21 protein-coding genes are annotated in these 24,219 nt (G+C 67.1%); 9 read left to right on the top strand and 12 right to left on the bottom strand.

Annotated elements, in window-relative coordinates; genetic code table 11:
• Positions 1-105: 105 nt before the first annotated feature.
• The 3 genes from ACZ6DL_RS24335 to ACZ6DL_RS24325 form a co-directional block, all read right to left on the bottom strand.
• Entirely contained in the window at positions 106-480 is a 375-nt protein-coding gene (locus tag ACZ6DL_RS24335) for a WXG100 family type VII secretion target (RefSeq protein ID WP_466054443.1), read from the bottom strand.
• A gap of 102 nt (positions 481-582) precedes the next feature.
• The gene (locus ACZ6DL_RS24330) at positions 583-840 is read right to left on the bottom strand and encodes a helix-turn-helix transcriptional regulator (RefSeq protein WP_466054441.1); all 258 of its coding nucleotides are present in this window, start codon (positions 838-840) and stop codon (positions 583-585) included.
• 48 nt (positions 841-888) lie between these two features.
• The gene (locus ACZ6DL_RS24325; RefSeq protein ID WP_466054439.1) at positions 889-2,166 is read right to left on the bottom strand and encodes a Fic family protein; all 1,278 of its coding nucleotides are present in this window, start codon (positions 2,164-2,166) and stop codon (positions 889-891) included.
• Between the two features lie 532 nt (positions 2,167-2,698).
• Here ACZ6DL_RS24325 and ACZ6DL_RS24320 point away from each other — a divergent pair.
• The 3 genes from ACZ6DL_RS24320 (at position 2,699) to ACZ6DL_RS24310 (ending at position 6,350) form a co-directional block, all read left to right on the top strand.
• On the top strand, positions 2,699-3,340 hold the full coding sequence (locus ACZ6DL_RS24320) for a DUF8020 domain-containing protein (RefSeq protein ID WP_466054437.1): 642 nt from the start codon (positions 2,699-2,701) through the stop codon (positions 3,338-3,340).
• A 323-nt stretch (positions 3,341-3,663) separates the two neighbouring features.
• Positions 3,664-4,872, top strand: a complete 1,209-nt coding sequence (locus tag ACZ6DL_RS24315; RefSeq protein ID WP_466054435.1) for a cytochrome P450 family protein — start codon at positions 3,664-3,666, stop codon at positions 4,870-4,872.
• 236 nt (positions 4,873-5,108) lie between these two features.
• Entirely contained in the window at positions 5,109-6,350 is a 1,242-nt protein-coding gene (locus tag ACZ6DL_RS24310; RefSeq protein WP_466054433.1) for an AraC family transcriptional regulator, read from the top strand.
• A gap of 181 nt (positions 6,351-6,531) precedes the next feature.
• Here the strand turns inward: ACZ6DL_RS24310 and ACZ6DL_RS24305 are convergent, their stop codons facing one another.
• From ACZ6DL_RS24305 to rplN, 4 genes are read right to left on the bottom strand one after another with little or no spacing between them, the layout of a single operon-like run.
• The gene (locus ACZ6DL_RS24305) at positions 6,532-6,717 is read right to left on the bottom strand and encodes a type Z 30S ribosomal protein S14 (protein ID WP_014981705.1); all 186 of its coding nucleotides are present in this window, start codon (positions 6,715-6,717) and stop codon (positions 6,532-6,534) included.
• A 4-nt stretch (positions 6,718-6,721) separates the two neighbouring features.
• A complete protein-coding gene (rplE, locus tag ACZ6DL_RS24300) occupies positions 6,722-7,285 on the bottom strand; it encodes a 50S ribosomal protein L5 (protein ID WP_040864866.1) in 564 nt (187 codons plus the stop codon).
• 1 nt (position 7,286) lies between these two features.
• Positions 7,287-7,604 (bottom strand): 50S ribosomal protein L24, encoded by a 318-nt coding sequence (gene rplX, locus ACZ6DL_RS24295; RefSeq protein ID WP_040864865.1) that lies wholly within the window; start codon positions 7,602-7,604, stop codon positions 7,287-7,289.
• A 1-nt stretch (position 7,605) separates the two neighbouring features.
• Entirely contained in the window at positions 7,606-7,974 is a 369-nt protein-coding gene (gene rplN, locus ACZ6DL_RS24290; protein WP_039795505.1) for a 50S ribosomal protein L14, read from the bottom strand.
• Positions 7,975-8,311: 337 nt separating this feature from the next.
• On the opposite strand from rplN, the gene ACZ6DL_RS24285 reads away from it, so the two are divergent.
• A complete protein-coding gene (locus tag ACZ6DL_RS24285) occupies positions 8,312-10,360 on the top strand; it encodes a M13 family metallopeptidase (RefSeq protein WP_466054429.1) in 2,049 nt (682 codons plus the stop codon).
• A 119-nt stretch (positions 10,361-10,479) separates the two neighbouring features.
• On the opposite strand, the gene ACZ6DL_RS24280 is transcribed toward ACZ6DL_RS24285, so the two are convergent.
• Entirely contained in the window at positions 10,480-11,175 is a 696-nt protein-coding gene (locus tag ACZ6DL_RS24280) for a TetR/AcrR family transcriptional regulator (RefSeq protein ID WP_466054427.1), read from the bottom strand.
• A 69-nt stretch (positions 11,176-11,244) separates the two neighbouring features.
• Between ACZ6DL_RS24280 and ACZ6DL_RS24275 the strand changes: the two genes are divergently transcribed.
• The 3 genes from ACZ6DL_RS24275 to ACZ6DL_RS24265 all read left to right on the top strand — a co-directional run bounded on the left by ACZ6DL_RS24275 (position 11,245) and on the right by ACZ6DL_RS24265 (position 13,910).
• Positions 11,245-12,687 (top strand): MFS transporter, encoded by a 1,443-nt coding sequence (locus tag ACZ6DL_RS24275; RefSeq protein WP_466054425.1) that lies wholly within the window; start codon positions 11,245-11,247, stop codon positions 12,685-12,687.
• A 282-nt stretch (positions 12,688-12,969) separates the two neighbouring features.
• Positions 12,970-13,359: a cupin domain-containing protein gene (locus tag ACZ6DL_RS24270; RefSeq protein ID WP_466054423.1), complete on the top strand. Its 390-nt coding sequence runs from the start codon at positions 12,970-12,972 to the stop codon at positions 13,357-13,359.
• A gap of 110 nt (positions 13,360-13,469) precedes the next feature.
• Positions 13,470-13,910 carry a nuclear transport factor 2 family protein gene (locus tag ACZ6DL_RS24265; RefSeq protein ID WP_466054421.1) on the top strand — a complete coding sequence of 147 codons (441 nt, stop codon included), beginning with the start codon at positions 13,470-13,472 and terminating at the stop codon, positions 13,908-13,910.
• Here the strand turns inward: ACZ6DL_RS24265 and ACZ6DL_RS24260 are convergent.
• From ACZ6DL_RS24260 to ACZ6DL_RS24250, 3 genes are all read right to left on the bottom strand, one after another.
• Positions 13,859-14,977: a DUF6545 domain-containing protein gene (locus ACZ6DL_RS24260; RefSeq protein ID WP_466054419.1), complete on the bottom strand. Its 1,119-nt coding sequence runs from the start codon at positions 14,975-14,977 to the stop codon at positions 13,859-13,861. The two genes, ACZ6DL_RS24265 and ACZ6DL_RS24260, sit on opposite strands and share 52 nt — an antisense overlap.
• 71 nt (positions 14,978-15,048) lie before the next feature.
• Positions 15,049-16,800: an MFS transporter gene (locus ACZ6DL_RS24255; protein ID WP_466054417.1), complete on the bottom strand. Its 1,752-nt coding sequence runs from the start codon at positions 16,798-16,800 to the stop codon at positions 15,049-15,051.
• A gap of 276 nt (positions 16,801-17,076) precedes the next feature.
• Positions 17,077-18,588: a hypothetical protein gene (locus ACZ6DL_RS24250; protein WP_466054415.1), complete on the bottom strand. Its 1,512-nt coding sequence runs from the start codon at positions 18,586-18,588 to the stop codon at positions 17,077-17,079.
• A 340-nt stretch (positions 18,589-18,928) separates the two neighbouring features.
• Between ACZ6DL_RS24250 and ACZ6DL_RS24245 the strand changes: the two genes are divergently transcribed.
• Both ACZ6DL_RS24245 and ACZ6DL_RS24240 read left to right on the top strand, forming a co-directional pair.
• The gene (locus ACZ6DL_RS24245; protein ID WP_466054413.1) at positions 18,929-19,909 is read left to right on the top strand and encodes an ABC transporter substrate-binding protein; all 981 of its coding nucleotides are present in this window, start codon (positions 18,929-18,931) and stop codon (positions 19,907-19,909) included.
• 37 nt (positions 19,910-19,946) lie between these two features.
• Positions 19,947-20,585, top strand: a complete 639-nt coding sequence (locus tag ACZ6DL_RS24240) for a hypothetical protein (RefSeq protein ID WP_466054411.1) — start codon at positions 19,947-19,949, stop codon at positions 20,583-20,585.
• A 159-nt stretch (positions 20,586-20,744) separates the two neighbouring features.
• Here the strand turns inward: ACZ6DL_RS24240 and ACZ6DL_RS24235 are convergent, their stop codons facing one another.
• Entirely contained in the window at positions 20,745-24,218 is a 3,474-nt protein-coding gene (locus ACZ6DL_RS24235; RefSeq protein ID WP_466054671.1) for a non-ribosomal peptide synthetase, read from the bottom strand.
• Position 24,219: the final 1 nt, after the last annotated feature.

The following is a 24,219-nucleotide window of genomic DNA, read 5'->3' as shown; positions in this document are numbered from 1 at the left end:
CCAGCTAGTCGGAGAGCAATCCCGCGAAGCCTCGGATCCGGGCGGCCAAGTTCTCGAGTTTGTCGAGATCGACCGAGAATGCCTCTGCGTCGGACATACGCCCCCTCAGGGCAGATCGAGCGAGCTGACGCCCGCCGCGAATGATTGATCCGCGCCATGCACGGTGTCAGCGGTGATTCCCAGCTTCTCCGCCAGCTCGAACAGCGCATCCCAGACTTGCACTGCGCCCTGATGGAACTCCTCCCATCCGACTGCGAAAGCGCGGGAATTGGTCCCCGTCCAACTCTCCAACATCTCTCGCACGTCGGTCTCCAGGGTGGAGTAACCGTCCCGGCATTGAGTGGCAACCTCGAACGCCAAGCGTCCCAGTGCTTTGACCTCAGCGGTGTCGATCGACAGTGATGGCCGTTCCCCCGCCACGCCTCTGTCCCCCTCTACCAGCGGATGATTCAAACGAATGTACCCCAGTCGCACATCCACCGTCACTCATCGGATCTGGCATCCGCCCGCACGAGAAGATTGTCGCGCACCTCCGCGATGTGCCATGGCGTGCCAGGCCGAGGCGGGAACTGGTGAGATCGTTCACGCTCCCAGACCGGTGGCGGCGCGGAAATCAGTGGGGCGGACACCTCGAAGCCGCTTGAACGCCGCACTGAAACCGAAAGCGTCCGCATAACCGACGGCATTCGCCACCTGCGCGACGGTGAGACCGCGGTCGGCCAGTAGTTCCTCCGCCTCATCCATCCGGCATTCGGTGAGGTAGGCCGGGGGTGACTGGCACATGACCTCGGAGAATCGCCGGGCGAACAGCGCCCGGGACACCCCCGCCTCGGCGGCCAAAACAAAAGGCCTACAGCCGGTGACCAAGCCGCCCTCCCTGGGTGAAGTTCACGAGGGACGGGTGGGGCGGCGCGGCACCGGGCGGTTCGGTCCCGAGCTTCGCGTATCGCCGTCCGGACTGGCCAAGCGGCGTTCCAAAGCGGTGATCGCCTCGGGCGACTCGAATGCCCGGTTGCGGCGGCCGACGGTGAGCTGGCGCAGGATTCCGGCTTCGGTCAAACGCTCGATGGCGGCGTTCGTTGCGGGAAAACTACGTCCGATCAGGGTTGCCGCGGTGGCGACGGTGAGGATCGGGGCGCCGATGAGCTTGCCGAGTAGCAAGTCCAGCGCGGAGTTCGCCCGCACCGGCGCCACCCGGTCTCGCCATGATTTCTGCAAGTCAGCGGCTTTCACTTCGAATGCCGTCGCGTCCTCGGCCGCACGAGTGCACGCGGCGGCGAAGCGCGCCACCCAGGTATTCAGATCGTCGATAGCTTGCTCCGAATCGGCTGCACCGATATGCCGGAAGCGATTCAGACCGTCGATGTAGCTGTCGCTCCACGTGGCGAGGATCAGCGACACCGGGGCGACGACGCGTTCGGCTACACCGCGGCGGCGCAGTACCAGATGGATCAATGCCCGACCGGTTCGGCCGTTGCCGTCGATGAACGGATGGATGGTCTCGAACTGCGCGTGGGCGATGGCGGCTTGGGCAACGGCGGGCAGGTCGTCGCTGTTACAGAAGTCGACCAGATCCTTTATCAACCCGGGCACGTAATCCGGCGGTGGTGGGACGAATTCGGCGGAGCAGGGATTGAAGGAGCTGCCGCCGATCCAGTTCTGCACGTCCCGCAGGCATCCGCCGTGCTGCGCGATTCTGGTGCCGGACAGCAACCGTCGATGAATCTCGAGCAGATCGTCGACGGTAATCGACTCACCACGACCGACCGCACTGGCCGCCACGGCCATCGCGTCGATATTCGCGAGTACCTCGGCGGCTGTCACGTCGGATGGTGTGCCTTCGACCTCCCGCGCTGCCTCCGCGCGTAGCAGTCGACGCGCGCCGATTTCCAGGCCCTCGATTCGTGCCGATGCGATGGCCTCCGCGCGCAGCAGCAATCGCGACAGCGCCTCCGTCTCGACCAGTGCTTTCGCCTCGGCATCGAGGCGGGTGATCGCCACCTCCGCGTCAACGACGTCAGCGGCGGTCTCACTGGCCAGCGCGATGCGGCGGCCGACCAGCGGATCGGGCAGATAGACCTGGTATGTACCGGAGCCACGGTCTCTGCGGGACAGGCCGCTGCCATCCAGGTTGCCGACCCACTTCCGCTGTGCAAACTCAGCCATCACACCTTCTTATTTAAGGTTACCAGTTAACCTTAAATAAGGAAGTTGGGGTTGAAGGAGATGTATCGGAGGCGATGCGCGGCCGCGCCCTGGTCTACCTGGTGCCGCCGACCTCCACACGCCCCGCACCGGCGGCGTTCCCACCAACTCACCTCAGCAGCGGTCCGGCTGGAGTATTGCCGTACAGCGCCGAGACGCCCGGGTAGACCGAGGACGCACTGAACGATATCGACGGTGTTCGCCCCGGAGCAGTGCGTTTTGACAGCGTCGAAACCAGAACTTCGCGGCAGTCACCCGATGCGGCGGGGTCGGCGACAGCATTCGCTCTCGGTTTGCCGGACCCTCGGTTCACATCGAATACCTTGCTGCTCAATCGGTTCCACATTGTGGACAATTTCACAAGGTTTGCCTTGACGACCGTGCAATCGCTACCAATAGTGCGTTCGGTTCACACGATGCGACGTTCGATTCGTCCACGTCGGGGGGTATCGGGGGTCGGGAGGGAATGAATTCAATGTTCTATCGCGCTGCAATGCGTATCGGTCGTAAGGCGCTCATCGGCGCGCTGCCGTTGGCCGTGGCGACTACGTTCGCCGGTGCCGGAGCCGCATCGGCCACGAACTACGCCGATCAGCAGGCGCAGTTGGCCAAGGCGATCTCGACGTCGGGCACGTCCGCGGACATCGGCTACCACACCATGGTCACGCCGGACCTGAGCACGGTCTCCGCCACGCTGGATGCCGGCACGTTCCAGCTCGGTGAGACCTCGATCAAGGTCGTGAACAAGGCCGGCGCGGCGGTCACCGAACTTCCGCGCGCGCTGGCCACTCCGTCCGGTACTACCATCGCCCTGGATGCCGAGGTCTCCGCAGACGGCCGCACGCTGTCGGTGACGACACCCGAAGTCTCGGCGGCGACGGGTGCGGAGCTGAAGGACATCGCGACCAATCCGGGCGCGCAGTACCCGGATCCGGTCATGAACGGCGCGGCCGCGGGCGCGGGCGTCGGCGCGGCCGCCGCCCTCATCACCTGCATTCCAACCCTGGCGATCTTCGTCGTCGGTTACGCGCTGTGCGCCGTGGTCGGCGTGGTGACCACGGCGATCCTGGGTGCCGTGATCGGCGCGATCGTGGGTACGGTCGCGCCCGATGTCATTCCGCAGGTGCTGCCCTGACGGTCAGCGATTGACCTGCTGAGCTGAAGCCGGAAAGGGCGCTGCGGCGGAGACGATCCGCCGCAGCGCCTTCGTGGTATCAACCCGATCACCCGCTGCGCCAGTCCACACTTCCTGGCCTACCGCCGGCGTGGATTCCACCTGCCGGGGCATCCCAGCAGGTTCTTGGCACATCTTGCTCCCACGTTTGTTCTTCTGCGTCGCACTTTCGTTGTGAGGCAGCGATTCCCGGTTCCGGTCGTTCGGTGTGTCGCTGCGGCCGACACTGGGCGGGCACACGCCAGCCGTGTCCGTGTATGACCGAACGCACCATGGGAGACATCATGACCGAGCCCGTCGCTCAGCTGCCTACCGCTGGCGAGTTGGTTTTCGATACCTTCGACCGGATCCGTCGGCGTGGACCGATCGTTCCGATCGAACTGCCCGGCAATGTCGTGGCCTGGTTCGCCGTCAGCCACGAAGCGGTGAGTGAAGTCCTCGCCGGAGACGGCACCGTGTTGAGCAAGAATCCGCGCAACTGTCCGGCGCTGCAGGATGGCACGATTCCAGCCGACTGGCCCTTGCGCGCGCTCACCGATATCGATCACATGATCAACATGGACGGTCAGGATCATCGACGGCTGCGGAAGACGATCAGCCAGGCGTTCACCCCACGCAGAGTCGCCGCGCTCGAGCCCCGAATCCAGCAGATCGCCACCGAACTCCTCGACGATATTCCCGACCACAAGGCCGAAGTCGATCTCGTCTCCAGCTACACCACCCCCCTACCGGTGCGGGTGATCGGCGAACTGTTCGGTGTACCGGCGTCCGAACAACAACAATTCCGGATCTGGGCGTCCACGGTCATGTCGCATCTGAGCACCGGCGACGAGATTCAGGCCGCCATGGCGGATATGCTCGGCTACCTCGCCGAACTCCTCGACCGCAAACGGCGCACCCCGGGCGACGACCTCACCTCCGCGCTGCTGGAGGCCAACGAAGCGAACGGTTTGACCGACGACGAACTGGTCAACATGTTGTGGTTGGTGCTCATGGCCGGACATGAAACCACCGTGCACCTGCTCGGCAACGCGGTCGTCACGCTGTGCACCCATCCCGAGCAGCTCGCCAAAGCCCAGGCCGAAGACCGGTGGAAGGACGTCGTGGAGGAGATGCTGCGCTTCCGCTCTTCGGTGGCCGCTATTCTTCCCACTCGGTATGCGCTGCAAGACATCACCATCGCCGGCGTAGACATTCCCGCGGGAGCCATGGTGGGGTGGTACGGCGGCGTAGGGCGGGACCCGGAGCGCTATCCGGACGCCGGTACCTTCGACATCGACCGCGCTCACCGAGACCAGCTGGCGTTCGGCCGGGGACCGCATGTCTGCCTCGGCGCTCATCTGGCCCGGCTGGAAAGCCACATCGCGTTGTCCACGCTGTTCAACCGATTTCCGCGATTGAGCCTGGCTGGTGACCCCACCCAGCTCTACGGCCCGAATTTCATCACCTGCGGGCCCCTCGCACTTCCCGTGGTGCTGGAACCCAGCGCGTAGTGCAGAGTGAATTCGGCACAGCCGGGGAGTTTCGCGCTTTTTCGAGACCCGATGCGTCCGTAGCCGACGGAGTGACGCCCGTGACCGACGCTGCGATCGAGCGTCGGTCACGCCGATCGTTCGCTGCGTTTCCCGCTTGTCCCCTTCTCACGACGGGATATGCAGGACAGCTACAGGTCCTCCAAGGTGATGTTGAATCGTAAAGTCCCGAATAACACATCTGCCAAGGCGTCATCATGATGTACACCGAGCTTGTCACGAAAGACATCGACGAGTGGGAAGCACTCAGCGACAGCTTTCTGCCGTCCGAGTCCAGGTATCGTGATCCGCGCAACTGGTGGATCCGTGCCACCGTTCAGGACAGTGTCGCTCACACTCTCCTGCGCTTCGACCAACGCAGCGAACGTCTGGCCTGGCGGACCCCGGCACACACCCGTCAGGGCGGTAAAGACTATTGGTTGGTTGTGCCGCAGCGGGCTGTGGGGGGAGTCAACACCTTTGAGATGAATGACACGGTAATGCGCGTAACTCCCGGTAGCGCAATGCTATTGAGCCCAGATCAGCCGTTTCGGTACTACATGCCACGCATGGTGACGAACGCGGTTCGCATACCGCGTGCTGATATCGACAATCGACTGTCGTCCGCCAGACCACCGCAAACGACGCTCGACATGGAATCGGGCCTGGGACGGATCGTGCAGAGCATGATCCGCGAAACGCATGCCGAGCGATCCAACCTCACGGACTGGCAATTCAACGCCGTCTGCGATCGAATCACTGAGCTGATCTGCTTGATGCTGCTCGGCGATATGGGCCCGCAACGAAGCCATCTGACTGAAACGGCCGCAGCCGTTCGCCAGTACGTGCGGGAGCACGTCGGTGTCGGGGACTTGCGTCTGCCTGCGGTGGCATCGGCTCTCGGCTGGTCGCCCCGGCAGTTGCGGCTCGCCCTCCAGCAGGGCGGTACCACCTACCGGGAAGTGCGGCAGGACGAGGCGCTGCGCGCCGCGCGCGACCTGCTCTCCCAACAGGGAAAGAGCACGACCGTCAGTGAGGTGGCCGCACGTTGCGGTTTCACACAAACGTGGTTCTCCCAAGCGTTCAAGGCGCGCTACGGCGAAACACCCCGAGATTTCCAGAGGCGCCGATCGAGGGAACTGACCGATCGACTGGTGTCGGGCCTTGACGGATCTCATCCAGCTGCATTCGAAACCCACCACGCAGCCGGGGTTCCCACGGCGACCGGGCGCCGTTATGCCACGATGCCGCCGCCCGTGTGCTCTCCGACATGGTCGGACCGAGTGGGCACCGCACTGGAGGGCGCCCTCACCGAAGGTACGCCCTCGCTGGCGGACGCCGCCCGGCTCCTCGAAGTCGGGCCACGGACGCTCCAACGCCGGTTGGCCGACGAAGGAACAACGTGGAGCCGCGAACTGAACCAGGCACGCCGACGGTACCTCGACAACACCACCACATAAATCTCGCCGGGCAACTCGCGACAGCGCGAACCTCCTCGGCTGTGCGAGACGGGCGGGCGCGCCGCGAGCACGGCAGCGATGAGATAGCAGAGAAACTCCTGGAGACAGCAAAGGCACGGACTCGTGTGAGTCCGTGCCCTCGCTGTTCGGTTATCCGGGTGCGCTCGCCAGAAGCGTCAGCTCACCAGGAGCTCTTGTGCACGCCCGGCAGCTCGCCGCGGTGCGCCATCTCGCGCAGGCACACGCGGCAGAGGCCGAACTTGCGGTAGACCGCGTGGGGGCGGCCGCAGCGCTGGCAGCGGGTGTAGGCGCGGACAGCGAACTTCGGCTTGGCGTTGGCCTTGTTGACCAGTGCTTTCTTTGCCATGTGCTCAGTTCTCCTTGAACGGGAAGCCGAGGTGCTTGAGCAGGGCACGGCCTTCTTCGTTGTTGGTCGCGGTGGTCACCACGGTGATGTCCATACCACGCGGACGGTCGATCCGGTCCACGTCGATCTCGTGGAACATCGACTGCTCGCTCAGGCCGAAGGTGTAGTTGCCGTTGCCGTCGAACTGCTTCGGCGACAGGCCGCGGAAGTCGCGGATACGGGGCAGCGCGATGGAGACCAGGCGGTCCAGGAACTCCCACATCCGGTCGCCGCGCAGGGTGACCTTGGCGCCGATCGGCATGCCCTCACGCAGCTTGAACTGCGCGATGGACTTGGTCGCCTTGCGGATCTGCGGCTTCTGACCGGTGATCAGGGCCAGGTCCTCGACGGCACCGTTGATCAGCTTCGCGTCGCGGGCGGCGTCACCGACACCCATGTTGACGACGACCTTCACCACGCCCGGGATCTGCATCACGTTGGCGTAGCCGAATTCCTTGTTCAGCGCGTCCTTGATTTCTTCGCGGTAGCGCTGCTTCAGCCGGGGCTGCACTTTTTCCGTCGTGGTCATGTCAGATGTCCTTCCCGTTCTTACGGGAGATCCGGACCCGCTTGCCGCTCTCCTCGTCGGTCCGGTAGCCGATCCGGGCCGGCTTGCCGTCGGAGTCGACGACCATCACGTTCGAGACGTGGATGGGGGCTTCCTGGGTCACGATGCCGCCCGAGGAGGCGCCGCGCTGGTTGGCGGAGTTCGCGACGTGCTTCTTGATCCGGTTCACGCCCTCGACGAGGACCCGGTTCTCCTTCGGGTAGGCCTGGATGACCTTGCCCTTGGCGCCCTTGTCCTTGCCCGAGATGACGAGCACGGTGTCACCCTTGTGCACCTTCATGTCAGAGCACCTCCGGAGCCAGCGACACGATCTTCATGAACTTCTTGTCGCGCAGCTCGCGGCCGACCGGGCCGAAGATACGAGTGCCGCGCGGGTCGTTGTCCGCCTTGATGAGCACGGCCGCGTTCTCGTCGAACTTGATGTAGGAACCATCGGGACGACGGCGCTCCTTGGTGGTGCGCACGACGACGGCCTTGACCACGTCACCCCGCTTCACGTTGCCGCCGGGGATGGCGTCTTTCACGGTAGCGACGATGATGTCGCCGATACCGGCATAGCGACGCGACGAACCACCGAGAACGCGGATGCAAAGGATTTCCTTCGCGCCCGTGTTGTCGGCGACGCGCAGTCGCGACTCCTGCTGAATCACTTCAGCGTCCTCCTTGACCTGGACGTATGTGCACGCCGGATTGCCGACCCGACGGGCATGGTCGGTTGCCCTCCGGACGCGCGCCTGCCAGCGGTTTCCTCGGTTCGAGCAAGAAACGCGGAACCAACCACTGGGGGTTCACTGCCGGATTGCGGGCATAGCTCCCGCAGGCAACCGGTCTAGTGTATGGGAACCCGCAGGTCGTTCCCAAATCGGGGCCACACGGCGGTGCCCGATTCCCCAATCCCGGCCGCCCCGGCGCCGCGCCGGTAGCCTCGTGTCCTGCAAGGCTGCCTTCGTACATCTGCGGCACCGCCGCGTCGGGGAGAGGATTCTCGTGACATCTACCGGTCGGCCAGCAAAGCTGGATCGTCGTGCCTTCCTGGTCGCCCTCGGGGCCGTGCCGGCCGCCGCGGCGCTGGTCGCGTGCTCGGACGACACCGAACCCGCGAGCAGGACGCTCACGGGCGTCGATCTCAGCGGCGTGGACGAGACGATCCGGCCGCAGGACGACCTGTACCGGCACGTCAACGGGAAGTGGCTGCGGGACTACCAGCTGCCGCCGGACAAGGTCAGCTACGGCTCGGGCAGTGAGGCGGGCGAGCGCACCGAGCAGCAGTTGCGGGAGATCATCGACGGCATCCGGGATCCGAAACCCGGTTCGGAAGAGCAGCAGATCAGGGACCTCTACGACGCCAGGGTGGACTGGGACGAGATCGAACGGCTCGGCATGACGCCCCTGGCGCCGCTGTTCGCCAAGATCGATGGCGCCGCCACCAAGCCGGACCTGGCGAAGGTGATGGCCGAACTGCCGATCGACGGGTTGATCGGGCTCGGCATCGGCGTCGACCGGAAGAACTCGAACGCCTACATCCCTTCGGTCGGGCAGGCCGGACTCGGCCTCGGCGAGCAGTACTACCGGAAGCCGGAATACACCGAGGTGCTCACGCAGTACCGATCCTTCCTCGAGCGCATCGCCGCGGGCGCGGGGTTCGCCGATCCGGCCGGGATCGCGCAGCGGGTGTTCGACCTGGAGAAGCGGATCGCGCCCGCACACTGGGACAACGTGCGCAACCGCGACACCGACGCGACGTACAACGTGTACAGCTGGGCCGACATGACCGCGCTCGCTCCGGGCTTCGACTGGGACCCGTGGCTGACCGGGAACACCGACCGCCCGCGCGAGCTGTTCGCGACGATGGTGGTCAACCAGCCCTCCTACATCACGGCGGCGGGCCAGTTGTGGACCGAAGTGGATATCGCGACCTGGCGGGACTACCTCAAGCTCTACGTGCTGCGTGAGTTCGCGCCCTACCTGCCCAAAGCCGTCAACGACGCGAACTTCGAATTCAAGGGCAGAGTGCTCAACGGGCAGGACGAGCGGCCCGAACGCTGGAAGTACGGGGTTTCGATCGTCGACGACAAGCTCGGCGAGCAGCTCGGGAAATTGTATGTGGCCAAGCACTTCCCGCCGGAGGCCAAGGAGCGGGCCAAGGAAATGCTCGCCGACGTCGTCGCGGCCTACCGGGAGAACTTCACCAACTCGACCTGGATGTCGCCCGCGACCAGGGCGGCGTCGCTGGCGAAACTGGACAAGATCGATCCCAAGATCGGCTACCCGGACAAGTGGGTCGACTACTCCAAGCTCCAGATCACCAGGGGCAAGCTGATCGAGTCGTTGCTCGCCATCAACGCTTTCGAGGTCAAGCGGGCGTTCGCGCGACTCGGCACGCCGGTCGACAAAGACGAATGGGGGATGTCGCCGCAGACGGTGAATGCCTACTACTCGTCGAACTCGAATCAGATCGTCTTCCCGGCGGCCTACCTCCAGCCGCCGTTCTTCGACAAGGACGCGCTGCCCGCAGTCAATTTCGGCGCTGTCGGGTCGACCATCGGGCACGAAATCGGCCACGGTTTCGACGACCAGGGCTCCAAGTACGACGGGGACGGCAATCGCCGCGACTGGTGGACGCCCGAGGACCGCGCCGCGTTCGACGCCAAGGCCAAGCAATTGGTCGACCAGTACAACGCGCTCGTTCCGGAGGGACTGGAACCGAACCAGCACGTCAACGGCGAACTCACCGTCGGCGAGAACCTCGCCGATCTGCGCGGACTCCAGATCACCTTGGCCGCTTTCCGCATCGCCGAGAAGCGCCGGGGTATCGACAATCCCGACTACCGCACCATGTTCCTGTCCTGGGCCCGCAGCTGGCGGGAGAAGCAGACGAAAGAACTCACCGTCCGCTACCTCAGCATCGACACCCACTCCCCCAACGAATTCCGCTGCAATCAAGTCGTCCGCAATCTCGACGAGTTCTACAAGACCTTCGAGGTGAAGGAGGGCGACAAGCTGTTCCTGCCGACTGATCAGCGGGTGACGTTCTGAGTCGGCCGATCGTGTTCGACCGAGCGTGAAGCGAGTTCGAGCCCGCCCTTCGTGGCGGGCTCGAACTGTATGCCGACCGCGCGGGCGGATTATCCGTAGAGCGCGGTGGATCGGGCCGCTCAAAGCCTTTCGGAGGAATCACTCGATTTCTGCGGGCGCGTCCGCAGCAGACCATCGATCAGAGCGTCGAGGCCGAGTTCATAGGTGTCCTGGACGGCGACGGACAAGTAGTCGGTGCCGAGGGCGGCCAGGCGCGGGTAGGCGTCGGCGTCGAGGTCGGCGAAGACCTGCGCCCGCAAGGTGGGGCGGTCCTCCGTGGCCCGGCGGGCGGATCGGGCGCGCACGATGAGGTTGCCCGCGGTGTAATGCCAGATGGCGCGGTAGGCCCGCACGGCGCGCTCCGGGGGTAGGCCCCCGGCGACGAACCCGTCCACGATCGATTCGGTGACCCACAGCGCGGAGACGCCCAAAAGGTCGTCGGCGGCGAGGATTTCGACGATCCACGGGCGCGCGGCGAGCGCATCGTGCATGGCCAGCGCCGCGACGCGGACGCGCTGTCGTGGCTCCTCCGGCAGATCGGGCCACACCACCTGGTCGGCATAGTCGTTGAGCAGCAGCCGGAGCAGGTCTTCCTTGTCGCGCACATGGTGGTAGAGCGCCATCGGCGTGCAACCGAGTTCGGTGGCCAGGCGGCGCATGGTCAGCTTCTCCACGCCGTCGGCCTCGATCACCGCGTTGGCCGCCGCGACGATGTCCGCGCGGGAGATACGCGCGGGTCGGCCGGTGCGCTGGGGCTGCGACGACGAGCTCGGCATGGGTCCATCTTCGCCCATCCCCCGAAAAAGGTGTGGACACGGGGCGGGGCGTGCGGTTAGTTTTTATACATGTATAGAAACTCTGGAGGGCGGCCGGGCGTGGCGCTGACGGCGGTGGCCGTCGCGCAGTTCATGGTCGCGTTGGACCTCGCGGTGGTGAACGTCGCGCTGCCCGCCATCCGGGCAGATCTGGGCTTCGCGCCGGTCGATCTGGCCTGGGTGGTGCACATCTACGCGCTGACCTTCGGCGGGTTCCTGCTGCTGGGCGGGAAGGCGTCCGACCTGTTCGGGCGGCGGAGGCTGTTCACCGGCGGGCTCGTCGCGTTCGGGGTCGCCTCGCTGGCCGGCGGTCTCGCCCAGGAGCCGTGGCAGCTCGTCGCCGCGCGAGCGGTGCAGGGCCTCGCGGCGGCGGCCGTGGCGCCCGCCGCTCTGGCCACCCTGACCACGACATTCCCGGAAGGTCCCGCGCGGGTGCGAGCGCTCGGCGTGTGGAGCGCGGTGAACGCGGCGGGCGGCGCGATCGGCGTGCTGGTCGGCGGATTGCTGACCGAGTACGCGAACTGGCGCTGGGTCATGCTGATCAATGTCCCGATCGTGGTGATCGCGCTCGGCGCGGCGGTGGCCGGTGTCGCCGCGGATCGGGTAGGCGAGCGAGGACGGATCGACGTGCCGGGCGCCGTCCTCGGCACCGCCGGAATCGGTCTGCTGGTGGTGGGCGTGGTGCGGACCGAACACCACGGCTGGCTCTCCGCCACCACGGCGATCACGCTCGGCGCAGGGGCGGTGCTGCTCGCGGCCTTCCTCGCCGTCGAGGCGCGTACATCGACTCCATTGGTTCGGCTCGGCTTGTTCGGCAACCGCTGGGTGTCCGGTGCGAATGTGTTCGTTTTCCTCGCCGGGGCCGGACAATTCAGTGCGTTCTATCTGCTGTCGCTGTATCAACAGCAGGTGCTGGGCATGAGCGCGGGCGCGGCGGGCGCGGCGTTCGTACCGTTCTCGCTCAGTGTCATCGTCGGCACGGTAGTGGCCACTCGTCTCGGCGGCAGGCGATCACCGAAAGCGGCGCTCGTCCTCGGCGGAGCGCTGACCACGGTCGGTATCGGCTGGTTCGCCTTCATCAGCCCCGACGGCAGCTTCCTCGCCGACGTCCTCGGCCCCTCGCTGCTGGGCGGATTCGGCCTCGGACTGTGCCTGGCCCCGGTGGCCGCGGCGGCGACCATGGGCGTCGCGCCCCGTGAAGCGGGGATGGCCTCCGGCGTCTTCAATAGCGCGCGCCAGCTCGGCGGCTGCGTCGGCGTGGCCGCGCTCGCCACCGTCGCGGCCGCGAGAACCGGCAGCAGCACCGCGCCCGCGGCTCTGAACGATGGGTACGCTCTGGCGCTCTGCTGCGCGGCGGGACTCTTCGCCGTGGCGAGCATCGTCGCCGCGACCGTGCTGCCGACTACGCGCCGCACGATCCGCACGACGCCGGAGAGTGAGAAGGCCGCAGAACTCTCCGCCGCGCACACGTGAGACGCCTCGACAGGCTCGATGGAGATCGTCGACGCACGATATCGGCGTACCGCACCCCTGGTGAGCCCGGCGAGCCGAAGCCGAGCGGCCCCCGCAGCACGGTGGTCCACAGAGCGAAGCATCTGCCGGCGGATCGACTACGCGGAGTGGACTTCACCGAGCGGCCCGGCACCGGCTCCGCGGGCGCGATCGTCGAGCGGCTCTCGCAACCACTGTGCGGAGCGCCCGGAAACCGAAGAGCCGAAATGTATCCCCACCCCATCACATCGAAAGCGACACAACATGAACCAGACCTCGATCGACTTGTTCGGCCGCGCGATCAATTTCGGCCGCGACGGCCGGGTAGCGGCCGGTGAACGCCGGATGGCCACCGGCGACGGCGACTGGCAGCTCGCGGCCTTCCACGTCGAATCCGACGCCGACGTGCACGCCGACCACTGGGAAGTCCATCCCGGCAGTGACGAAGCGGTGTGCTGCCTGACCGGCGCGCTGCGCCTCTATCTGCGACCGGAGCACGCGGGCGACGACGAGACGATGGTCCGCCTCACGCCGGGCACCGCCTTCGTGGTCCCTCGGAACCGTTGGCATCGCCTCGAACTCGACGAGCCCTCCGACATCATGTCCATCGGCCTGCGCCACGACACCCGCCAGGAGCCGGTCGCCGCGCACTGATTCCCCAGCGGTTCCCGTGCCCGCGGCGCGTGCGCGGGAACCGCCTCGGCGAGCATCGCGACGTCCGAATACCGCCGGTCCCCCCTGCATCCGGCGGTCAGACTGGCCCTATGACGCGATCGACGACCGACTCGATGACCGTGCTGACCGGAATGTACGCGGCCGAAGCGGAATACCTGGCGGCCGGTGGCCCGGGCAACGCCTCGTTCGACCTGCTCGCGCCGTTCTTCCATCCGTCGGTGGTCCTCCATCAAGCCGAGAACCTGCCGTACGGCGGGATCTGGCGCGGTCACGACGGCATGGAGCGGTTCTTCCGCGCTATGAGCGCCACGTGGGAAGCTTTCGATCTGCTCGAACAGCGTTTCCTCACGGCCGCCGAGACCGTCGTGGTGCATACCGAAGTCCACGCTCGCGCTCGCGCGACGGGCCGCGAACTCACTTTCCCGATCTTGCAGACGATCACCTTCGCCGACGGCCGTATCGCCGAGGTGCGGCCCTTCTATTGGGATACCGCGGCAGTCGCCGGGATCTGCGCGTCGACCGGCCGATGATTCACGGCCGCGACAGCCTCCGGCCACGCACGAGCCAATTCGAGCAGAAACCGGAATTCCGCCGCACGATCGCGAGCTTCCGCCTGCGCCGCGCCCGCGGCGGCGACGCCCGACGCCGGGGCGCTACCGCCGCGCTTGGCTCGCACGACCAGCGCGACCTGGAGCGCATAGCGACGCGCGTCGGTGTCGATCCCGGCGGGCGAGCCGGGCGCATATGGTCTCAGGTGCAGCAGCGCGTCCCAGATCTCGACGGTCATCCGATAGAGCCGGGAGGTGGCCTCCCTCGGCGCGGAAAGATCCTCGGCCAGTACGACTTCCGGCACCACGGCGGTGAGATCCCGCCACAGCGGCCGCAGCCTGCGGCAGGCGCGCCCGGCGCGATCCAGGCCCGCGCGTGCCAGCAGCGCCGTGACCAGGGGGATCATGGTCACCAAGGTGATGGCGGAGAACATGAGGATCGCCGCGACAGCCCACACCTTTCCCGGCTCGCTCGGCGGCGTACCGGCGAGCGCGCGACCGACCATGATCGTCATCGAGATCAACCAATAGATCGCGAATGCGAGCAACATCGCGAAAGTGAGCTTCTCCCTGATCGAAACGCCTCTGGAGCGCAGCTCGCGAACGCAGGCACGAGCGAAAAGCAACGCACAGACGCCCCCGGGTAGCGCCGACAGCGTCCATACGACTTCGACGTAGTCGATCCGCCACGCCCACCGCAGGATCGGTGTGACGACGAACAGCGAACCGGCGACAGCGAGCGCCGTCGTATCGTATCGCCGCTGACGCCGGTGGACGGTCGCCACGTCGGCGCCGTCGACGAGCCTGGCCAGCCCGTAGAAGCTGGCGACCGCCATGAGACCACCGCAGAGGTAGGCGCGCGGCCCGAGGCCGGGACGATCCAACGCGACGGCCACCTCGTGCAGCAGCAGACCGACGAGGTTCCAGCTGAAGGTGCGGTTGATCAGCCGATCGGTGGCCGTCTCGTCGACCAGCAGCCACCGGCCCGCGGTCATGAGCGCGACGAAGACGACGACCGACAGCACCACCGGAGTCGGGACAGCGTTCATCTCGATCGACGGTAAGTCCTCGCGCGGCGCGAGGCCAGCCGGGGCGCGAAACCCGTTGCGCCGATCACCGATCAGCGGACGGGTACCGCGGCGCTCAGATCCTCCGCCAGCGGTGTGGCCTCGGCGAGTTCGGCGGCCTCGTCGTAGACGTATTTCGCACCGATGAACCAGGACGCCACGGCGGCCAGGAACATCATCACGGCAGCCGAGACGAACACCACCACCAATCCGGAATGGAACGGGCCGGTGAGCAGATCGGGGAAGAACTCCTGACCGGTGAGGGTTTGCGCGTCGACGCCCGGCTTGCCGAGTTCCCCAGTGGGACCGAGCAACTCCTGGATCGGGTTGTAGCCGAGGAACGCGGCGAACATGCTGGCCACCGGCGGCATCGAGGCCAGTTCGGCGGCGGCCCCCGCCGAGACGCCCTGCGCGCGCAGCCCGGAGTCCAGCGCGGAAGGCAGATTCGCCGCCAGCCCGACGACCATGAGGGAGAAGAAGATTCCCATCGACAGCGCGTTGCCGCCGTTGAACAGGGTGCCGCGCATGCCGGAGGCCGCGCCGCGCTGGGCGGCGGGGACGCTGGACATGATGGCGGCGGTGTTCGGCGAGAAGAACAAACCGCTGCCGATACCGTTGAGGAGGGTGATCAGCGCGAACAGCCGGTAGTCGAAATCCACCGGGATGATCAGCAGCAGCAGGAACGTCGCGCCGGTCAGCAACGCGCCTCCGGTGGTGAACAGCCGGGGCCCGTAGCGATCGGACAGCCAGCCCGAAATCGGTCCGGCGGCGAGGAATCCGATGGTCAACGGCAACAGGTAGATGCCCGCCCACAGCGGGGTGGACTCGAAGTCGTACCCGTGCAGCGGGAGCCAGATGCCCTGCAACCAGATGATCAGCATGAACTGCATGCCGCCGCGTCCGATCGAGACCATCAGATTGGCGAAATTGCCGAGCCCGAAGGCCCGGTGCCGGAACAGCCCCAGGTGGAACATCGGGTCGGCGACGCGAATCTCCACCACGCAGAACACCGCGAGCAGCACGATGCCGCCCAGCACCGCGGAAAGCACCCAGGGGCTGGTCCAGCCGGTGGCGTGGCCGCCGTAGGGCTGGATGCCGTAGGTGATGGTGCCCGCCCAGTCCAGCTTGCCCGCGGTCCGGATGCCGACCTCGTGCAGCGAGCGGTAGGACCAGACCGCCCCGAGGACGGCGATCGGGACGCTGACCCAGAACACCGCGCGCCAATCCCATTCCGAGAGCACGCCGCCGATGAGCAGGCCGAAGAACGAACCGGCCACCGCCGCGACCATGTTGATACCCAGCGCGGTGCCACGCTGACGGGCCGGGAAGGCGTCGGTGAGGATCGCCGAGGAGTTGGCGGTCAGCATCGCGCCGCCGACACCCTGGACGACGCGCCAGACGATGATCCACATCGCACCGGCACCCCCGTGCCACGGATCGAACGACAGCGCGACCGCCGACAGCGCGAAGATGGTGAAGCCGAGGTTGTAGACCCGTACCCGGCCGAAGATGTCGCCGAGCCGCCCGAACATCACCACCAGCACGGCGGTGGCGAGCAGGTAACCCATCAGCATCCACAGCAGGTATCCGACGTTGCCCGCCTCGAGCGGGTTGAGCCCGACACCGCGGAAGATCGCGGGCAGCGAGATCAGCACGATCGATGAGTTGACGGCCGTGAGCAGGACACCGAGCGTGGTGTTGGTCAGAACGATCCACTTGTAGCGCGGATGGTCCCGGTCGTAGCGCAACCGGCGCCGGATGGTCCGGACATCGCCCGGATCGACTTCGATGGGTGGATTCGTCACGGCAGCCCCTCACCAGATAGTTACCACCGCAAACTATATAGTTAGCGGATGTAACCATCAACCGGAGCCGTTCGGCCGCTGATGTCGGCACGGGCCGGTGCGAGACCACACGGCGCGAACAGCGCCAGGATGAAGTGGTTCTCGCGCCATCCTGACGCTGTTCGGCTGGATTTCTTTTTGATCCGAGTCCGATCGGCTGCTCGGATCTGTCTCGACAACTTCTACGTCCCCGCGGATTCGGCGGGCGCCGCCTCCGAGTAGAGGGTTGGAGATCAGCTATGGGCGGGTCACCTCGGTGGCGCGGAGGTTGCGCAGAATGCCGTCACCGGCCTCGTGCTGGGATGGGTAGAGCAGTTGCACGGCCACGGTCAGGGGTGCGCCGGGCTCGATGGTGTGGTGGTCATCCGGTGTGGCGATGACGACCGAGCCGTCGGTGCCGTCCTCGATCACCTTGTACCACTGACTCTGCTGGGGATTGATGCGGGTCCGCGGCGGGACGTCGAAGCGGATCTCCCACCACACCACCCGCTGCTGGTGCGCGGCCAACGTGAGGTCGTAGCTGATGACCCACCCTTTCGCGTCCTCGGGCCAGGTCTGGGGCCACTGCCCCACGATCACGGGAGAGACGGTGACCGGGGGCCGATCGACCTCGGTGGTGACCGAGCCGGAGTGCCGTTCGGCGGTGTTGGCGCGTGAGGGTGAGGCGATGAGGCTGGTGCAGGTGAGCCGGCCCTCGTACTGCGGGTCGACGGTGCCGGCCAGGGTGATGGTTGCCTTGCTGCCCTTGGGCAGGTCGATCGGCATGTGTAAGCCGTCGCGGACCGAACCGGTGCCGCAGACGGCCCCGTTCTCGGCCTGGCAGGTCACTTCCAGATCGATCAGCTCGGTCGGAATGGCGGCGTCCAGCACGGCGTCGGGGGCGTCGTTGGGGCCGAGATTGCGCACGTCGATGGTGTAGGTGATCCGATGTCCCGACTGCGCTGTCTGCGGGCCGCTGATCTCCAGGGGCATTTCCGCGGGCAGAGTCACCTTGAGGTTCCTGATCCGGTGGTAGGCGGTCGCGGCGCCGGTTCCGGCTGCGAAGCCCAGCTTGAAGGTCTCGGGCACGGGCGGCTGACCGTCGGCGCCTGCGAGATCGAAGTTGTCGATGAGCAGGGTGCCGTTCGGGTTGACTTTGTCGGCGTGGCGAACGGTGAGCCGACCGCTGATGACGGAGACCTGGATATGGGCGCCGCGCTCCCAATCCGCGCGGAATCCACCCGGCACCTGAACGCCGGTGAGCCAACCGAACCCTTCTCGAAGATTGCCGGATCCGCGCACCCCCAGGGTATTGGGCCGTTGGGTACCGCCTCCGGTACCGGCCAGCGGCGTGGCGAAGTTCCCGAAGTTGTCGAAGCCGACGCCCACGAATCCGGCGGTGACTCCCGGCGCGACGATCTGTCCCGATCCCGTTTTCGTGATGGAGTAGCCGAGTGCGGCGCCGATGCCGCCGGGCTGGGTTGTGTGCGCGCCGTCGATCACATAGACGCTGAAGCCGTCGCCGAGCATCGCCGCTCCCTCGCAGGAGTAGTCGAAGTCGATGGTGACGCCGAGCGCGGAGGAGAACGCCTGATCGAGGAACGCCGTCCCGGCCTGGGAATTGGCGTTGGGGGTGAGTTCCAGGCTGCCGTCGTTCAGCCGCGCGCTGCCCAGCAACTGCCAATGCGGGTTGGTCGGGGTCTCCTGGGTGAACGACTCAACGATCGGGAACTGCGCCTGCTGGATGGTGACCGGTGCATACGTCGTCATTGTCTCGAATCCTCTCGGGCCGGATGTGCCTGGAGATGAGCGATGCGTCACGCAGATCGACTCCGCCGCGGATTTGGCGAAGCCCCCGTCTACTGATGCGGCTCCTGGCCGAGCGGCGAGCGGCCGCACCGTCGACTCTAGGAACATCCGAGCGCGACCGATTCACCTCTTTCGAGTGAACCGGGCAGCCGCCGGCACCTGCGCTTCGGCTTCACCGCGCGACGCGCTGCTGCGGCGTCGGGGATCATTCGGTGGCGCCGCGGCTTCCCGGAGCACCGATACCCGCCACACGGCGACATAGGTTAGCCTTGGCTGATTTGCTTGGAAGGAAGGTGCGACGATGAAGTTCGTTCGGACGCGCGGCCGTTGGCCGCGGGCGGCGCTGACCCTGATGGCGGGAGTTCTCGCCCTCAGCGTCGCCGCGTGCGGATCCTCCGAGGACGACTCGGCGTCCGGCGGCGAGAAGGTGACCATCACCCACGCCCGTGGCGAGACCACCGTCGAAGGCACCCCGAAGAAGATCGTCGCCCTCGGCAACCAGTGGCTGGACACCACGCTCTCGCTCGGCGTCGTCCCGGTCGGATACCTCGACAATGTCGCGGTGGCCTCCAAGAGCACGCCGCCGTGGGAGCCCAAGAGTCTCGAGTCGGCGAAGGCGCTCACCACCACCGGAAATATCGCCGAACAGGTCGCGACCCTGGAGCCGGACCTGATTCTGGTCGACCCGTTCATCGCCGATCAGAAGACCTACGACGAACTGTCCCGTGTCGCGCCGACGCTGCCCGCTCTGAGCAAAGAGTCGGTGGCGCCGTGGCAGGACCAGGTCACCGCCCTCGGCAAGGTGCTGCACAAGACGGACGAGGCGAGCAACGTGATCGCGAAGGTGGACGACAAGATCGCCGCCATCGCCGCGGCGAACCCCGGCCTGAAGGGCAAGACGTTCGCCAGTACCTGGCTGGCCGGGCCGGCGCAGCTGATGGTGTTGACCGACCCCGACGACGGGTCGTCGAAGGTGTTCACCCAGCTGGGTCTCGGCATTCCGAAAAACCTCACCGACCTGCCCGCCAACCAGGGCAGGCTGGCCCTGTCCCCGGAACGGGTCGACGAGCTGACCGCCGATCTGTTGCTGGCCGGCTACGCTCCGGGCCTGGACGAGAAGTACCGGCAGCTACCGGGATACGCCGATCTGCCCGCGGTCAAGAAGGGTTCGGTCGTCTTCCTCACCACCCAGGAGATCAGCGCGGTGAACACCCCCACGGCGCTCTCGGTGCCCTACATCCTGGACAAGCTGGAACCTGCCTTCGCCGCCGCTGCGAAATAGGCGCGCCGGTCAGCCGACAAGCGGAGGTATGCGGTCTATGCCCGCCGCCACATATCCACAGCAAACCAGATTCGCGTTCCGGCACGGCGTCACCTGCCTGACCGGTACGGCGGACGCGGTGCTCATCGATCCGCCGCGCGAGGAGAAACTGACCGGCCTGGCAGCCGGTCAGCTCCAGGCGCTGGAAACGCTGAACCGCGGGCCGGCGACCTTGTCGGAGATGGCTACGGGCGGTGACGATGTCGCCGGACTGATGGGCAGGCTCGCCGACGACGGCTGGCTGTCGATCACGGTGCGGGACGGCGGACGCGACCTCTACACCATCCGCCCGTTCACGCGGTCCGCGCCGCGACCGAGCACCCCGCTCCCCTGGTCGGCGACACTGTCGAAATTCGCCGTGCTGCATCGCGACTCGGAAGGCTTCGTGCTCGAGCACCCGCGGGCGTGGTGCGATCTGCGCATCCACGACCCGCGCTTGCTGGCGTTGCTCGACGGGCTCGGCGCGGCCGACGCCGACGTGCCGATCGTCGTCAAAACACAGTTCGCCGACGACCTGCACTGGTGCGGATTCCTGGTGGCGGACGCGTACACGGAGGACGACGAGTTCCCACAAGCGGAAGGCGCCTGCCCGTTCTGTGGTTCCATCGCGGCGGCACGCTCGGCGAGCACGCCGTAGGCCGGGGAGCATCCCGGTCCCGCCACGAGGACCCCATCGCCTGATGTCCGTGCGTGCACGCCACCGACGGGCGTGCGCGCCTGCGACCGGAATGCGGTCGACTCGCCGCGCCGCCCGCTCGTCGGACCGTGACAGACTCCGCGGCGCAGCCGGGCCTCGTTACGTCTGGGCGAGGATCTCCTCGTCCGTCATCGCTGCCACCTCGAGGTAGAGCCGGGCGACCGCGGGCAGCCTGCCGTCCTTGCCTTCGCGTTCCTGTAGCCGCTCGGCGAACCGCGCGACGGTACGGGTGGCGAACAGGTCCGCGACCAGTGCGTGGTCGGCTTGCAACCACTCGCGCACCCGGGCGATGACGGTGGTGGCGAGCACGGAATCGCCGCCGCGACCGAAGAAGTCGTCGTGCACGCCGATCGCGTCGACCCCCAGGACGGTCGCGACGATATCGGCCAGCGCGGCCTCCACGTCGTCGCGCGGGGCGGTGGCCTGGTCCGCCTCGGCCTCCGGTTCGAGGAGGCGGACCACGGCGCGGCGGTCCAGTTTGCCGTTGGCGGTCAACGGCATCCGCGCCAGGAATTCGACGCGAGCGGGGACCATGTAGCCGGGCAGCAGATCCGAGACCACCGCGGTGATGTCGCCGATCTCGGCCACGTCACCCGCGACGGCGGCGACCAGCTTGGGCGCGCCCGCCCCGACGACCGCCGCGACGGCGTGCCGCACGCCGGGCACCGTGCGCAGCGCGCTCTCCACCTCGCCCAGCTCCACCCGGTACCCGCGGATCTGGACCTGATGGTCGGCGCGGCCGAGGAATTCGATCGTGCCGTCGGGCCAGTACCTGGCCAGATCACCGGTCCGGTACCAACGGATGCCGTCGTGCTCGACGAAACGCTCCGCGGTCCGCTCCGGGTCGTTGCGGTAGCCCGCGGCGACGCAGACACCGCCGACCCACAGTTCACCGGGCACCCAGTCGGGGCAATCCCGACCGGCGGGACCGACGACGCGGCACCTGACATTGCGCAACGGAACGCCGAACGGCACGGTCGCCCAGTGCGCCGGCGGTTCGCCCTTCACCTCGCAGATGGTGGTGTGGATGGAGGTCTCGGTCGCGCCGCCGAGACCGGCGAAGCGGCAACCCGGCACCTGGACCGACAGCCTGCGGGCCAGATCCGCGCCGACCCAGTCCCCGCCGAGGATGACCGCGCGCAGCGAATCGCCCAACTGGTCACCGCCGATCTCCAGAATCATGTCCAGCATGCTCGGCACACAGTTGAGGATCGATACCCGATGCGTGCGCAGCAGTTCCACCCAGGTGGCCGGATCGGCGCGTTGCTCCGGATCGACGGTCACGACCGATCCGCCCGTCGCGAACAGGCCGAAGATGTCGTAGACGGAGAGGTCGAATTCCAGGGCGGACAGTCCGAGCGCACGACCTGCGCTGTCGACCTCGAACCATTCGTTCAACGCGTCGATGGTGTTCATCGCGCCGCGATGCGGGATTTCGACGCCCTTCGGCACACCGGTCGATCCGGATGTGAAGAGCACGTAGGCGATCTCGCCGGCATCCGGGTAGACGGGCGCGGCCAGCGGCCGCGGGTAGTCGCGGGCCGCGTCGATGGACAGACACGCGATCGGCGCCCCCAGGTCCGCGCCCTCGACCGTCAGCGCCGCGGCGATACCGCCGGTGCGCAGGATCTCCGCGCGTCGCCCGACCGGCTGATCGAATCCGATCGGGACGTAGGTCGCCCCCGCGGCGAGCACACCGAGCACGGCCAAGACCTGCTCCGGCCCCTTCGGCAGCTGAACCGCGACCGCGTCGCCCGGCTGCACGCCCTCGGCGCGCAAGGCGCCCGCCACGGCCAGCGCCCGGGCGGCCAATTCCCCGTAGTTCCATGCTCCTTGCTCGTCGCCGAGACCCCACAGCACCGCGGGTGCACCGGGATTCGCCGCCGCGTGCTCGAAGAAGCCCTGGTGCAGACAACGCCCACTGACCGGGCCGTCGGTGGCGTTCACCGCGGCGCGGACCTCGGCCTGGGCGACCGGCAGCCGCACGGCGGCCTCCGCGTTCCACCCTGCCGCGCCTTCCCCGAGCCGCCCGATGGCCGCGCAGTACCAGGCGAACATGGCGTCGATCAGGCCCTCGGGGAAGGCCGACGCGCGCACGTCCCAGTTCAGCAGCAACCCGCCACGGACCTCGGTGACCTGCGCGTCGAGCAGCACCTGCGGTCCCTGCGAAATGATCCACACCGGCTCGCCGAAGGTTTCGGTGACCTTGTCGGCGAACAGTTCGCCCAGATTCAGTGCACTGGTGTAGACGACCGGGGCCAGCACCGGCTCGCCGCGCTGCCTACCCAGATCGCGCAGCACCTCGAGCCCGGAATAGGCGGTGTGCGCGCCGCTTTCGTGCATGCCGCGCTGTAGCGCGCGAGCGCGATCGGTGACCGACATGCTCTCGGTGACGTCGACCTCGAGCATGATCGAGGAGGTGAAGTCGCCGATTACGCGGTCGATGTCGGGGTGCACCGGATCCCGGTGGAACAGCGGCACATTCAGCAGGAAGCGACTCTGCGCCGACCAACCGCCGATGGTCTCGGCGAACACCGCCGCCAATGCCATCGCCGGCGTGATGCCGCGCTCGTGCGCGGCGGCGAGCAACCGCTGCTTGGCTTGCGGCGGCAGCCAGTGGTCGTAGCGCACGGTGCGGTTCGGGTCGGTGCGCTCGCTGACCGCAACGGTGGGAAGCTCCGGTGCGCCCGGCAATTCCGGCAGCCGCTCCTGCCACCACTGCCGGTCGCGGTCGCGAGCGGTGAGGTCCTCTTGATGCTCGGTGCGGTGGCGACGGTAGGTATAGGCGGGGGCAGGCACGGCCGCCCCGTGGTACAGCTCGGCCAGATCGGAGATCAGCACGCGATAGCTCATGGCGTCGCCCGCGAGCATGTCGACATCCAGGTGCAGCCTGCTGCGGTCCGGGTCGCGCAGGGTGAGTGTGACGTCGATGGCCTGGCCGTCTTCGATGGCGAGGCGCTGATGGGTCTTGCGCTCGCGCAACTCGGTCAAGGCGGCCTCGGTCTCCTCGGGCGACCGATCGCGCAGGTCGACGACGCCGAACACCGGTTTACCCGGGGCCGTCATGGTCTGCTGAGTGCCATCCGGCAGGAATCTGGTGCGCAGCATCGGATGTGCGGCGACGAGCTCGGCCACCGCGCGCTCGAGTCGCACGGGATCGATGCGGCCGCCATCGAATTCGACATACAGGTGCGCGGCGACTCCGCCGAGTTCTTGCTCCTCGGAGCGGCCGATCCAGTAGGCGTGCTGCATGGTGGCCAGCGGGAACGGAGCCGACTCGTCGTCGGCGGCCGCGATCGGTGCCACCGTCTCGACCGGCACCGGCACCGCCGATCGCCCGGCGGCGTCGTTCGCGCCCAGCAGACCGTGCCACGAAGCCACCGTGGGGCTGGCGGCCAGCTGAGCGAAGTTGATGTCGGCGCCGCGCTTGCGCCAGCCGCCTGCGAGTTTCATCGTGCGGATCGAGTCGAGCCCGAGTTGGATGAGGTCGTCGTGATCGGCGATGTCCGCGGCGGTGAGCCCCAGTTGACCGGCCACCGCGGCCCGGATCTCCTCCAGGCCGATGTCCACCATT

Source organism: Nocardia sp. NPDC041819, from assembly GCF_055590505.1.
Note: the sequence above shows the minus strand (reverse complement) of the source record. Positions and strands in the feature narration are given on the sequence as shown.